The sequence below is a fragment of the Microbulbifer maximicatervae (SeqCode) genome, assembly GCF_052467615.1.
In genome coordinates this window covers 701,560-713,816 of the sequence record NZ_CP174319.1, presented here as the reverse complement: position 1 = coordinate 713,816, position 12,257 = coordinate 701,560, and the positions used below count along the sequence as shown (strand labels likewise).

At 44.6% G+C, this 12,257-nt stretch carries 14 protein-coding genes and 1 pseudogene; 14 read left to right on the top strand and 1 reads right to left on the bottom strand.

Translation table 11 applies throughout. The annotated features are described in order from the left end of the window. Positions 1 to 950: 950 nt before the first annotated feature. Positions 951 to 1,199 (top strand): hypothetical protein, encoded by a 249-nt coding sequence (locus tag ACJJIM_RS03265; RefSeq protein ID WP_353376763.1) that lies wholly within the window; start codon positions 951 to 953, stop codon positions 1,197 to 1,199. Between the two features lie 110 nt (positions 1,200 to 1,309). Beyond that, on the top strand, positions 1,310 to 1,837 hold the full coding sequence (locus tag ACJJIM_RS03260; RefSeq protein WP_413662316.1) for a CbrC family protein: 528 nt from the start codon (positions 1,310 to 1,312) through the stop codon (positions 1,835 to 1,837). A gap of 85 nt (positions 1,838 to 1,922) precedes the next feature. Here ACJJIM_RS03260 and ltrA read toward each other — a convergent pair whose 3' ends face one another. Next, on the bottom strand, positions 1,923 to 3,194 hold the full coding sequence (gene ltrA, locus ACJJIM_RS03255; RefSeq protein ID WP_444911611.1) for a group II intron reverse transcriptase/maturase: 1,272 nt from the start codon (positions 3,192 to 3,194) through the stop codon (positions 1,923 to 1,925). A gap of 643 nt (positions 3,195 to 3,837) precedes the next feature. Between ltrA and ACJJIM_RS03250 the strand changes: the two genes are divergently transcribed. From ACJJIM_RS03250 to ACJJIM_RS03195, 12 genes and pseudogenes are all read left to right on the top strand, one after another. Further along, positions 3,838 to 4,197, top strand: a complete 360-nt coding sequence (locus ACJJIM_RS03250; protein ID WP_413662315.1) for a hypothetical protein — start codon at positions 3,838 to 3,840, stop codon at positions 4,195 to 4,197. Positions 4,198 to 4,271: 74 nt separating this feature from the next. Beyond that, positions 4,272 to 4,730 (top strand): hypothetical protein, encoded by a 459-nt coding sequence (locus ACJJIM_RS03245; protein WP_413662314.1) that lies wholly within the window; start codon positions 4,272 to 4,274, stop codon positions 4,728 to 4,730. A 109-nt stretch (positions 4,731 to 4,839) separates the two neighbouring features. Beyond that, entirely contained in the window at positions 4,840 to 5,301 is a 462-nt protein-coding gene (locus ACJJIM_RS03240; RefSeq protein WP_413662313.1) for a hypothetical protein, read from the top strand. 601 nt (positions 5,302 to 5,902) lie between these two features. Further along, positions 5,903 to 6,217, top strand: coding sequence for a hypothetical protein (locus ACJJIM_RS03235; RefSeq protein ID WP_157533280.1), 315 nt, complete (start codon positions 5,903 to 5,905; stop codon positions 6,215 to 6,217). Between the two features lie 78 nt (positions 6,218 to 6,295). Next, complete coding sequence (locus ACJJIM_RS03230; RefSeq protein WP_444912355.1) at positions 6,296 to 6,703, top strand: hypothetical protein; 408 nt, start codon at positions 6,296 to 6,298, stop codon at positions 6,701 to 6,703. Positions 6,704 to 6,806: 103 nt separating this feature from the next. Next, on the top strand, positions 6,807 to 7,157 hold the full coding sequence (locus ACJJIM_RS03225; protein WP_444912354.1) for a hypothetical protein: 351 nt from the start codon (positions 6,807 to 6,809) through the stop codon (positions 7,155 to 7,157). A 150-nt stretch (positions 7,158 to 7,307) separates the two neighbouring features. Then, complete coding sequence (locus ACJJIM_RS03220) at positions 7,308 to 7,670, top strand: hypothetical protein (protein ID WP_444912353.1); 363 nt, start codon at positions 7,308 to 7,310, stop codon at positions 7,668 to 7,670. A gap of 90 nt (positions 7,671 to 7,760) precedes the next feature. Beyond that, positions 7,761 to 8,345: a DMP19 family protein gene (locus ACJJIM_RS03215; RefSeq protein WP_444912352.1), complete on the top strand. Its 585-nt coding sequence runs from the start codon at positions 7,761 to 7,763 to the stop codon at positions 8,343 to 8,345. A 78-nt stretch (positions 8,346 to 8,423) separates the two neighbouring features. Then, a complete protein-coding gene (locus tag ACJJIM_RS03210; protein ID WP_444912351.1) occupies positions 8,424 to 8,936 on the top strand; it encodes a hypothetical protein in 513 nt (170 codons plus the stop codon). A 103-nt stretch (positions 8,937 to 9,039) separates the two neighbouring features. After that, on the top strand, positions 9,040 to 9,432 hold the full coding sequence (locus ACJJIM_RS03205) for a hypothetical protein (RefSeq protein WP_444912350.1): 393 nt from the start codon (positions 9,040 to 9,042) through the stop codon (positions 9,430 to 9,432). 82 nt (positions 9,433 to 9,514) lie between these two features. Continuing rightward, a pseudogene (locus tag ACJJIM_RS03200) lies at positions 9,515 to 10,698 on the top strand (IS3 family transposase). Between the two features lie 184 nt (positions 10,699 to 10,882). After that, positions 10,883 to 12,232: an IS4 family transposase gene (locus ACJJIM_RS03195; RefSeq protein WP_444912349.1), complete on the top strand. Its 1,350-nt coding sequence runs from the start codon at positions 10,883 to 10,885 to the stop codon at positions 12,230 to 12,232. The last annotated feature ends 25 nt before the right edge of the window (positions 12,233 to 12,257 follow it).

Here is a 12,257-nt window from a genome sequence, read left to right as displayed (position 1 = left end):
CTTGAAGGCCACATCTGCTGCGTTGCAACGCTTGCAAAGGGCTACGTCCATTCGCGGCGAACTACGCCTAACATCTTTAGCCTTCAAGATCCGCAGAGATATTACAGAGTGATTCAGAGGCACCCTGGATACCTTAATCACTCCCCAACTAATACCAGCCTGTAAAAGTTGGCAAGTGCTAGCTTAGGGATTTACGATCACATTGACCGTGATATTGGAGAACAAGAAGATAAACCCAAAAACAATCATGAAATCAATGGGTTACGGGCTAGCGTAAAAAATTGGGATAGTAGTCAAAGTGATCGTTTTTCCAGTTTGTACGGACGTATCAGAATGCTTTAAGTCTATGGTTTTAAATAAAAATTTAGGCCTTGGCGCAGAAATTGATTCTGAGATAACAATCAGGATAATAGTGGGCAGACTGATTACTATATAGCTGTTAAGCATATGTCCAAGAATATAGTGATTTTGGGGGTAGCGGTTCTTCTTACTCTTTCGGCTGTGTTATTTACACAAATACAAAGTAGTGAGAAGGTTATTGAGGAGGTTTCTTCTAATGACGCTGGTGCCTAGATGGGCGCTGAGGAAGCTAAATCAGATTTCGATCAAGGCTTCATAGTATTCAAAGGCCGTATTGAGAGTAATCGGCTCTATCTCTATGGCTTGGATCGTAAGGATGCACTCGAATTTCTACGCTCACTGGAAGGTGTCTCTGTAAAAATCGGGTATGTCACGGACCCTCTAGGGTGTAAATCTTTAGGGTTAAGTTTGGATCCATCTACGTGCTCTGAGAATGTACATTTTGCAGAAGCATATAACCGTCGAGCATTGGAGCTTGTTAGGTAGCCATGCTTAACAAGCTAATGAACTTCGCGCGCGAAAGGCGCGCGCCGGACAGCCTACGCGACGCTTCGGCTGCCGGTTATTAGAGCGTTATACGGATACTACCTATGGATAGAGAATTAGCTGAAAAAACAAGCTTGCTTGCACTTAAAATAGGGGCTGCAATGGATAATAATCTTGCTCTTATTAAGGATGGATGCTCTGAACAAGAGTTTAAAAACTACCAGCAAGCCACAGGAAAAGTGATGGGTGAACTACTTACTAGCTTCATGAACCCCATCTACGAGCAACACCCGAGCTTGAAGCCCAAGGAAATGGGTGGAGAATATGAAGTTGATCCCAAAATCTACAAATAGCCAGGGTATAACAAGTTTATTAAACATCGTTGCAGCCAGAAAACGGCTGCAACTGGACGCGCTGAAAACGCACGCCGTTTATAAAGGCGTTAACTTTCTGAGGGGAAATCGTGGAACTCCCGAAGTTCAAATATCACCCTGATCCAATTTCTACGGGTGCGATCAAGGAAAGCAGCGAAGTCTGCGAATGCTGTGAACAGGCTAGAGGGTATGTATATACCTCAAGCTTTTACGCTGAGGAAGAAATTGAGTTTATCTGTCCGTGGTGTATAGCAGATGGTTCCGCCGCTCAAAAGTTTGATGGCATGTTCTCCGATGACTACCCGTTACAAGAGGCCGGTGTACAAGATGAGGTGATCTCAGAAGTGTGCGAGAGGACTCCAGGGTATAACTCGTGGCAGCAGGAGGTATGGCAGACGCATTGCAGTACAGCTTGTGAGTTCCACGGAGATGCAGAGAAAGGAGATCTTGTTGAGTTGGCGGGCGAATCGCTCGAAAAGTTTCTACGTGATGAAATGATCAAGCCTGATGTTTGGCAAAATATTCTCGAGCACTACGAAAAAGGCGGAAACCCTGCTGTATACAAGTTTAGGTGCTCTGACTGTAGGGAAGTTATCTACACAATGGACTTTACCTAGTTTTAAAAGTTAAATCGGGTAGCCGGTAGTTTCTAGCTACCGGCCCCCACACCACCCATCGTGCGGGTCCGCAATGGGCGGTTCCCTATCCGTAATGAATCTCTACCCAACGATCTCGCAATGAAATCAAACCCATCTCTTCGAAGAACTCATTATTGAGCGCAATATGAATACCCTCAGTTTTTGCGCTTCGCCAGTAACTTTTACCGGACGAGCCGCAGGTAACTGCCAGCGACCCTCTCACACCCATACGCAGTAAATTTCGAACTTTCGTTCTCACTCTGCGCCAATTCTTCCAATAGCTCATTCTTAATCGCCGCCGTATCCAGCAGTCAAGATCTATACATTTTTGATAGCCTTGCGCTATCCCAAAGTAGTTGATCCAACCACGGAGGTATACGGTAAGTTCTTTCAGTTTCTTTTCCATAGAGATACCACGAGATCGCCCTGTAATCTGGCGGACGCGGTATTTAAATTGGCGCAGTGACTTATCATGCCAGACAAGCTTTGCTCCACGGAAAGAAAAACCCAGAAACTTACAACGACTAACGGGGACTACTTGGCTTTTAGTATCGTTAACTTTGAGCTTAAGCTTGCGCTCAACAAAGCGTTTAATACTCGCCATTACCCGTTCACCCGCGCGCTTGGAAGCAACAACAATCACAAAATCATCCGCATAGCGAACAAAATCATGTCGGCGTTTTTCCAGCTCTTTATCGAGCAGGTCGAGTACAATGTTGGAGAGCAGCGGCGATAAAGGGCCCCCTTGTGGAACCCCCTCATGACAGGCTTTCCAGCATCCATCTTCTACACTTCCTGCACGCAAGTAACTTGCGATCAACTTGAGTAAACGCTTATCGCTGATTCTTTGGCCAAGTAAACTCATGAGGAAATTATGATTTACCCGATCGAAGAATTTAGATAAATCGACATCTACGGCTATTCGTTTCCCTCCCTCGATATACTTTCGCAGCTTTTTCACCGCATGATGCTGCGATCGCTTTGGGCGGAACCCATAGCTGAACTTCGAAAAGGTTTTATCGAAACTGGGACCGATGATTTGGGCGATAGCCTGCTGAATAACACGATCAAAGACCGTAGGTATCCCGAGACCACGCTGGCCACCATCTGGCTTGCGAATGTAGACGCGCCTGACGGGAAGCGGCTGGTAATGACCCTGTCGAATGGTCTCGATGAGGTCGTCGCCAACTGCCTTGAAGTGCTGCACAAAATTATCGACAGTAATCCCGTCAATGCCTGCGGCACCTTTGTTGCTTCGCACGTGTTTCCATGCAGCATTAAGATTTTCTTTGCTGAGGATGGCTTCAAGCAGATTTTCATTTGAGTTGAGTGTCATGGCAGTGCGCTACGTCAATTTTATATCCGGCTGGCAACATATCAGTAGGCTAGCCCTGTCTTTTAACTCGTGGATTTTGGGTTCAGGCCTTCACCGTATCCAAGGTGTTAATCTTGGCACTAGGCTACTATGCCGTCGGCTGACTTCTGTTCAATCACCTTGGCCATTACTGACCGAGGCGCTGCTGTGTTCCACCAATTTTGTTTACTCCCGCGATGGTGGCTAGCGGGCTGAGCCTACTTATGAGTCAGCGGCCAAGCTGACAGCTTTACAGCAGCAGGTTGAACAGATCTCCCCAGATAAGAACGTGAACTTTCACTACACAACTGCATCATTTACTCTACCCGTTAGACCACATGGCTTCGGTGTCCTTGGCCACCTCGCCTCCAGGCTAAGCCTTATATGATGTTTCTGTCCGTCAGCTCGTAGCTTTGCTAGCGGCTTCCTCCCCACAAGACCTCGCGGTATTGCAGTTGCCATTCGCTAGTAGTTAGCATTTAATGCAATCCATTAAACGGTGATCCTCCTACAGGGGACTTTCACCCCATTAATTCACGCCCATGCTGGGCGTACCAAGCGCATGTTGTCGGACTGGTATTCCGCTGCGCTCCAAACCAGCCGCAAATACGGGCGTTAAGTGCTTATGATGGAATCGCGTAAAATTCTAGCTACAAAGTTAGTTGAGTATAAAGCTCCAATAGATGATATTTTGAGAAATCTCAAGTCATACGGCTGGGATTCAGAAATTGACTTGGTAACTTTAAAGCCATCTCACCTGGAAAATGTACTGGAACGTTTTATCTCCGGTGAATTAAGTGATCAAAAAGTCAGAGAATGGGCAAATGCGATCGAACATCGAGAGGACATTGGGCTTCTTAGTCAGTACAAGGATACATTGGATGAAATGATATTTTGGTTAGCTAATCCAGGTATCAATTATCCAATAACAAAAGGCTTAGCTAACCGTGTTATCAAAAATCTACAGTCAAATAATGTGCAGTAAGCACTTGGCAAGCGCCTGCAGTCGGACCTCTGGTCGCTAGGCGGGCGTTATATTTAAAAGAGAAAGCATGTAGCATGTTACGAGTATTATTTGTCACATATGTATTTATTCTGGTTACAGGTTGTACTGTTGTTGGTGAAGTTGATCCAGCAAAAGACATATCGCTTACGCATACAGGTAAAGCGCTTCTAAAAACAGATTCTGAATACAACAACAAAGTTCTAGTAGGATTTGATCAACGAATAAATATTACCGGGCTAGATGGAAAGTCTCTTTACAGAATGGGGCTATTTACTGATTATCCAACAGCACTAATCATTGAGCCTGGTAAACATGAGATAGAAGTGAAATTTAAAGTCACTCCACTTTATGCTTTTTCAAAGTTGTCATTTTTTGCTGAAAAAGAAGAGACATATATCATTCGTAAAGAAATGGATGAAGGTTTAGGTGTTGGTAAACCTATACGGTTCTGGATAGAAAATGCAAAAACCAATGAAATAGTTGGCCAGCAAATTGTAGATGTTAACAAATGATTACAACTATGGTTTTTCTGAGGCAATGTTTAACAAGGCCAGCAATAGCTAAAGATTTTTCCGTCTTTGGCTTCCAAATTTGCGCATTTTGGCAGTGTTATGTTTACTTATGAATAAAGTTTTTCTCGTGATTTTAAGCTTCCTCTCGGTTAGCTGTTTTGCTGTCGAAGAGCCCAATCCATGCCCTAGCCGAGTAGAAGGTACTGAGCATGGGTATAAAATGGATATAGACGCTTACTCAATAAAAAGTGAATTTGATGGCGAGCTTTATTATGTGTCTATTTCCTTGCCTCAAAAATACAATTCAAGAGATTTGAGCAGTATTAATCTGCATAAAAAAGAACAAGGAAAGGTTAAGCTAGCGTCAGAGCTAGCCGTAGAAAACGAAAGAGGTTTTTCCAAAGCAAACTTTTACGCAGCTCCATCTGAAATTGAAACACTAAGCATTAGCGCTGTATATTTTTCTTACTATGAGTGCCAGGGAGAGTTAGTTTGGGACACAATGAGAGGGTATGACCTACCCATAAATATAACAAGGCGATCAATGTCGCCTTCGGCTGGACAGCCTTAAGCGTGGCTTCGCCACAAGGCTGCCCATTACCTTGACGTTAGCTGTGGTAAAGAGAATTATGAGAAGAAAATATACAGCGTCGGAAATATACGAAGAAATTGGGCGGAATTTAGTGAGCTGCTGGATCACTTCATCCCTGATGGGAGTGTTGTTTCTTGGTTCTCTCGCTTCCACAATACTTGGTGGGATTGGTTACGATACGATATTGCTCGTTTTCTCGGGCCTAATTCTGATCCAGGCTATCCGTGGAATTGTAAAGCTAAGAAAACTGCGGGCAAGGCTACAAGCAGACCCTGAGTCAGTTCGTATGTCAGAGGTTTTAACAGCCCCAAGCTTCAAGGGTATATATGCCTTTGTGAGGTAGCAGTTAACAAACACAGGCAATATGCTCCGGCCCTTCGGGCCTCCGCGGGACGTCTTACCTTGTGCACCTTTTGCGCAGGTCGCTACGCTCCCAGTTTTGCGCAAAACGCGCACAAGGTAAGCCGCCCCTGCTGTGGGCGTTAAGCGAAAAATGAAGCACATCATACTGACCATATTAATATTGGCATTCTCTACTGCCAGCCACGCATGCATCATGAGTCCGTTCAAAAGAACCGCCATGGACTCTGATAGAATGCTCCAAGAATATGATGTGATGTTCTTTGGGCGTCTCGATTCAGAAGAGATGATCCAAGATGGGCGAAAACAAGTGGCCACATTCACGGTTATAAAGTCCTACAAAGGTAATGTTTCAGGGGTGGTGGTAATAAACAACAAGCTAAGTTCAAGTTGTTCTCGTGTATTTCAAATACCTAACAGTGCTTTTTATGTGTTTGCTAAATCCGCTGAAACAGAGGGTGTCTATGAAATCTCTGGATTCGCATCGTTTATTCCACTTGGTAATGCAATGGAGTACGAATGGTCACCCGAGTAAAATCGCTTCACAAACGCAGGCTGTCGGAACGCCTTTCCGCTCCGTCGTCGCTACAAATCGTCCGCAGCTGCGGGCGTTATGGCTTCTGAGATGAAAGTACTCTGCACACTGATTTTACTTCTAGCTATGCCAATTAACGGATTCGCCCGGAACTGGGATGAAACTGTTATTGATGAAGAATTCCTCAAAGCACACGAAATGAGCATCACGTCAACCGAGCATATTGTCACCTGCAAAGGAGTTAAGTTTCTTGAAGTTTTTGGCTATCCCAAAGAGTATCAAGGCAATAAGCTAAAGCAGGCAGTATTCCGTACATACAAAGGCTCCCAAGTTATCAGTGAGTTTTACCTAGAGTATGATGTTCCATCCATCATCATGTGCGCCTCAGAATCACAACTATTAAGCTCATCGCTAGAGCTACTGTATATTGGCAAAACCAAAAATAAGGTCTTACGTATAAATGACTTCAAACCGTATATCGAGTAAGGCCATAACAAAACGTGCAATGCACGCCCACTTCGTGGGCTGGACGGCCAAAAGCGTGGCTTCGCCACATGGCTGCCCATTCACTCTGCGTTAAGTTCCGGATATGAAAAAGCAATTAATTACATTTCTGGCAATTCTTTGCTGTTCGTTGTCCGCAAGTGGAGTAGAAAAATTGGATTGGCCATTTGATCAAGCAAAGAATGTTGCCGCGATAACGACCAAGCAGGTCGTTAAGGATTCACTCCCAGTATTAATGATAGTGCACTACGCGGATGATGATTCATGGGCGTTCACATGCGGTACCACTAATAAATCAGAAGATCTAATGATTGTGGGTATGGGCGAGATCACATCGCTTGATCCTACTTTGTATTCAATCGCAGATTTACCTCCTGGCTGGAGCGCCACAAGAACATCAATGAAGTCTCAGTGGGTTCGTACTAGAGAGGAGTGAACTTAACAAGCGCAAGCAGTTTGCTGCGGCCCTTCGGGCCTCCGCGGGACGCCCAACGCTATACACATTTTGTGCGGGTCGCTGTGCTCCCAGTATCGCACAAAATGTGCATAGCATTGGTCGCCCCTGTTGCGGGCGTTATAACTCCTAATGAAGATATTGACAGTAGCACTTTTCCTTCTCTTAACTAGCTTTGCCTCAGCTGAGGAGCTCGTCGTCATTGGAGATCTTGAGTTTCTAAAAGATACAGAAATCACGTCATCCGAGATTTGCTATGAAGACGATAAAGAGAGCTGCCATCCTTGGGCAACATTCTACTTATACAAAATGGAAGTAGTTGCGTCTGTGGATGAGCGTGTGACGCGGAAACAGTTTAATGTCATCTATGGCCGTCACGCCCTTATGAAGAATGACATCCACTCTGTTAAAGTGTCGCTAAAAGAACTACCTGTGGGGAACAAGTTTGGAGCGTCCTATCAGGTCATCGAGATCCATGAGGCTCCGGAATTATAACAAGCGCCGGCACAAATACGCGCTTCGCGCTTTGAACTCGCAACAAGTTGCTCGCCTGTGCGGCGGGCGTTATGCAATCAAGGCATCGAGATGAGTGAGAAAGTACCGTGCGCCGAATGCGGAGAAGCAGTATTACCAAGTACTGCTGAGCGTACTGGTGGATTATGCATGCCTTGCAAAAATGGCACTCGTAAGAATATTGAACAATCTAAAGAGTTTTACAAAAGGGAACGAGAGCTAGATAAAACCTGCCCCTTCCATGCACTGTGGAGGGTGCTTGTCGATAAAGTCTATAAACAACAAGGTGGTTTTGCAGCTCTGTGCGAAGATGAAAAGCTGTACTACTCAGTTAATACTCTCGGAGGCGAAGTCTATAACGGTGGCTTTGTTCAATATTTCGATAATTCATCGGGTGAGACCTATCGTTACGCAGAGCTTGGGCTAGTTCGTTTGGGCGCAACAAACTCTCTAAAGCTGTTGCGCAAAGCCAAAGAAGAGCTTCTCGGGTCAGGCTCTATTCCTAAAGACCAGGCTGAACGCTGGGCTGCAATAAGAAAGCACAGCGATGAGCCAGACTTAGATAGCCTGGATACAGAGTTTTACAAAGATCCAGATCAACTTGATAAAAAGTTGGAGAGCTTTGCAATCGAAGTTGGGCTGGTAAAAAATGCATAACAAAGCCAGCCAGAGGGACCAAAAAACCGCCGCTTCGCTCTGTTTTCTCGGCCCCTGCTGGCGGCGTTAACTTTCACTATGAATAAAGTCACTGCCACAATTTTACTGATATTCCTGAGTTTTGGTTCTCATGCCGATAGCCCTTTGCCAGTTCCCAAAGCAAAGAGGGTATGTAACATCTTCGTTACTTATTGTGCTTATTTGGAGCCTGCGAAAGACACTGTGGTCTACAGCGTGGAGGGTAATTTCGAAACTAAGGAAATATACAAAATAAGTGGCTGGCACAGGTCCTTTCATATTTCTCCAAGTGGTGAGTACGTAGTGGTGGGTTACCCTGGGCTAAATCTTGTTCCAAAATCAGTAACACCTAACCAAGTAATGTTATCCATCTACTTAAATGGTAAGTTGCAACATGCCATTACTCTTAAGCAACTCTTCCACAATTTAGAATCGCTGGAGCCAACAGTTTCACATTATCAATGGGGTTCCATTACAAATGTTTCCAATTACGATGTGCGCCTCGAAACAGTTGAGGGGATTGTCTCGGTAGCTCTAGAGAGTGGAAAGGTCTATCGTGCACCAAAAAGTTAACAAGAGCAGGCACGATCACAAATGCAAGCATTTGCTGGACCTCCGCCGCGTTGCGGCTCCGGCCCGTGCTGCAGGCGTTAGTTGCCCAAGATAGTATCGTGCTATGAAGATTAAAAATATATTGGATGAGCTAAGATTCGCTGACGAAAATGTACAGATGATCTGTGTTGCCCCGAGTGCTGACTTAAGATCGAGAATATACGTGGTAGGTCAGGTGCTAGAAAATATTCTTGGCGTTGTACTCGGAAAACGAGAGCCACACCTCCGAGAAAAAACTGTTGGCACGTTCAGAGAAGAATTGAAAACATTCGGGTCACAATTCGAGGAAAACGACTTTCTTATGGAGTCCATGCATCAGATAAATGAAGAAATATATGAGGTTCGATATTATAAATTAACCCATATAAGGCAAGAGGGCGGCGAAGTCGTGCTTTATTCTGAAATTGGAGAGCTACAAGAGCTAAGGGAAATCCATCAGGAGCCAGAATGTAAGTAAAGCAACTAACAAGCACATGTTGTCGGACTGGTGATCTTGCCCCGTTTTAACGGACACCAAAGTCAAACAGACGAGGCGTCTTATGCCGAAATACAAAAAACCTAGAAAGACTTGGCAGTATTCAAACGAATTCAAAGTGAAAGCGGTAATGCTTAGCTTGATAGAGGATATTCAAGTTAAAGAAGTGGCCGAAACTCTCGACATTCACCCTTTCATGCTGTCACGATGGCGAAAAGAGTTTCAGGAAGGGAAGATTGTGGCAAATAAACCAAGAAAGCTTACTGGTGTAGTCTCTAAAACAGAAAAGGAACTTTCTAGGGTAAAGCGTTTAGAGGCGGAGAATCGTAAATTGAAGCAGGAGCTTGATTTGCTAAAAAAGTGGCAACGGTTTCTTGCGGAGGAACATCAGCAAGATATCGATTCATCCAGAGGTTCGGATCAGAACTAGGTATCAAAAGAACTTGTCAGTGGCTAGGAGTATCACGTAGTGGCTATTATGGCTGGTTGAAGAGGCCGTGATCGCATCGAAAACACCAAGATGATCATCTGAAGGTTCAGATTCAAAAGATTTCAGAGGACTCTGCAGGGCGATATGGTAGCCCAAGAATTTGGAAAGCCCTGCTGACCAAGGGATATGAAGTTAGCCGTAAGCGCGTAGCCAGGCTGATGCAGGAATTAGGAGTTGTAGCCAGAATTACGAGAGTGACACGTAGGGCACCAGGTATAAAGCGTTTCCTAGCCTCTGGGGAGAATCTCAGACCTGATGGAGCTGTGCCTAAAAGCAAGAACCAAGTTTGGGTCGCTGACGTAACCTACCTTAAGGTTAAGGATCAATGGCAGTACTTGTCAGTGGTGATGGATTTGTACTCTCGCCGAGTAATCGGTTGGAGTTTAGATACAAAGAGAACAACAGAATTAACCCGAAGAACCCTGATGAATGCTGTAAGGAAAAGAGGATCACAACCGGGATTAATATTACACACGGATAGAGGTGTAGAGTACAGAGGGTCCGAGTATCAAAAAGAGTTGAGAAAATATGGAAGCCAGCATAGCTTGAGTAGAGCGGATAAATGTACGGACAATGCTCATATGGAGTCGTTCTTCCATAGCTTAAAAGCTGAACTGATTAGAGAAACTAGATTTCAGACAATGAGCCATCTAAAATATGCTTTGGCTCGATATATTAATGATTTTTACAACCGTAAGCGGCTGCATTCAGCTCTAGGCTATCAATCACCAATGGAATATGAGCGAATAGCAGTATGAAAATTAGTGTGTCCGTTTTATCGGGGCAAGATCACTGGTTTTCCGCTGCGCTCCAAACCAGCCGCAAATGCGGGCGCTAAGTTTTATACACAAGTTTTTCCGGTTTTATTATGTAAATCAATAAGTTACAGTTTGGCCTAGTAAGAATTATAGATTTGATTGGATTATTATGCAGGACTGGGTCATGGACGAAGTAAAAAGTCAGGTTATGGGTGATACACGCTTGAATAAGCGCCTGTCCAACATTCTTAGTAGTTTAAGTTCCGATCCAAAGAATAGTATTCCCTGTGCAAACAAAACTTGGGCAGAAACGTTTGCAGCTTATCGCTTTATCGAAAATGATAAAGTCAATTTTGACTCTATTATGAGCGGCCATAAATCGGCAACTCTTGAGAGAATCAAGGCGCAGCCTGTTGTTCTTATCCCACAAGATACTACCTTTCTAAATTTTGCCACTGACCTAGAAAGTAAAGAGATGGGAACACTTAGGCGTAAGGAGACCAACCAACAACTCTTGCACACCTCCATCGCGATAACACCATCCAGAATTAATTTGGGTGTTGTTGAAGGTAGTATGTGGCAGAGAGATAAGGAATCAAGTTCTAATTCCCGCTACACAAAGTCGATAAAGGATAAGGAGAGTCGACGCTGGCTAGACCATTACGAAACGGCTTGTCAGATACAAGAGCGGTGCCCTGAAAGCACAATTGTGAGTATTGCTGATAGAGAGGGTGATATTCATGAGTGGTTTCAGCAGGCTGAAGAACAAAGTGAACAGCGGCGGGCGAGCTATATCGTTCGAGCTAAGGCCAATCGCACTTTAGAGCTCGATGGAGAAGAAACGGTTTTGCTTTGGGATCATATGAATGAGCAGAAATCTGTCGGTCTATACACGGTAGATATTCCCAAACGGAATGGAGAGCCTGGAAGAAAAGCCAAGGTCAACGTATCCACTACTGAGATACGGTTGCTAGGAAAAGGAAAATCTAAACGACCACTTTCTCTCTATGCTGTATTGGCTAAAGAATTAACCCCACCAGAGGGTGAGAAAGGCATTGAGTGGATGTTGTTGACGGATCTTCCAGTTGAAGACTTTAAGCAGGCAAGGGTCATCATTGAATGGTATCGAAGCCGGTGGGAAATTGAAACCTATTTTCGGGTGGTGAAAGGCGGATGCCAGATAGAAAGTAATCGTTTTAGAACAGAGCAGCGAATGTTGAACTGCATTGCGATCTATATGATTATTGGATGGCGGCTACATTCGATAACTACGCATGCACGAAGAGTTCCTGACGCACCGTGTACAAGTGCCTACTCTGAAAAAGAATGGCGTATGATATGGATGATGCGAGATAAAACTACTCCACCAAATGAACCCCCAAGCATGAGGGAGATAACCCGTATGTTGGCAGGTTTAGGAGGTTTTTTGGGGCGTAAAGGGGATGGCGAGCCAGGGGTTAAAACCGTTTGGCAGGGATACACCAAGCTACTTCATTATATAGAGGCAGCAGAAGCTCTAAATGGACTTAAATAATGTGTATAAAACACAGTGCGGGCGT

Excerpts from the sequence above, each read along its gene's own strand:
- ACJJIM_RS03265 (WP_353376763.1), top strand. The coding sequence starts at position 951 with ATGGATAGAGAATTAGCTGAAAAAACAAGCTTGCTTGCACTTAAAATA.
- ltrA (WP_444911611.1), bottom strand. The coding sequence starts at position 3,194 with ATGACACTCAACTCAAATGAAAATCTGCTTGAAGCCATCCTCAGCAAA.
- ACJJIM_RS03250 (WP_413662315.1), top strand. The coding sequence starts at position 3,838 with ATGATGGAATCGCGTAAAATTCTAGCTACAAAGTTAGTTGAGTATAAA.
- ACJJIM_RS03245 (WP_413662314.1), top strand. The coding sequence starts at position 4,272 with ATGTTACGAGTATTATTTGTCACATATGTATTTATTCTGGTTACAGGT.
- ACJJIM_RS03240 (WP_413662313.1), top strand. The coding sequence starts at position 4,840 with ATGAATAAAGTTTTTCTCGTGATTTTAAGCTTCCTCTCGGTTAGCTGT.
- ACJJIM_RS03235 (WP_157533280.1), top strand. The coding sequence starts at position 5,903 with ATGGACTCTGATAGAATGCTCCAAGAATATGATGTGATGTTCTTTGGG.
- ACJJIM_RS03230 (WP_444912355.1), top strand. The coding sequence starts at position 6,296 with ATGGCTTCTGAGATGAAAGTACTCTGCACACTGATTTTACTTCTAGCT.
- ACJJIM_RS03225 (WP_444912354.1), top strand. The coding sequence starts at position 6,807 with ATGAAAAAGCAATTAATTACATTTCTGGCAATTCTTTGCTGTTCGTTG.
- ACJJIM_RS03220 (WP_444912353.1), top strand. The coding sequence starts at position 7,308 with ATGAAGATATTGACAGTAGCACTTTTCCTTCTCTTAACTAGCTTTGCC.
- ACJJIM_RS03215 (WP_444912352.1), top strand. The coding sequence starts at position 7,761 with ATGAGTGAGAAAGTACCGTGCGCCGAATGCGGAGAAGCAGTATTACCA.
- ACJJIM_RS03210 (WP_444912351.1), top strand. The coding sequence starts at position 8,424 with ATGAATAAAGTCACTGCCACAATTTTACTGATATTCCTGAGTTTTGGT.
- ACJJIM_RS03205 (WP_444912350.1), top strand. The coding sequence starts at position 9,040 with ATGAAGATTAAAAATATATTGGATGAGCTAAGATTCGCTGACGAAAAT.
- ACJJIM_RS03195 (WP_444912349.1), top strand. The coding sequence starts at position 10,883 with ATGGACGAAGTAAAAAGTCAGGTTATGGGTGATACACGCTTGAATAAG.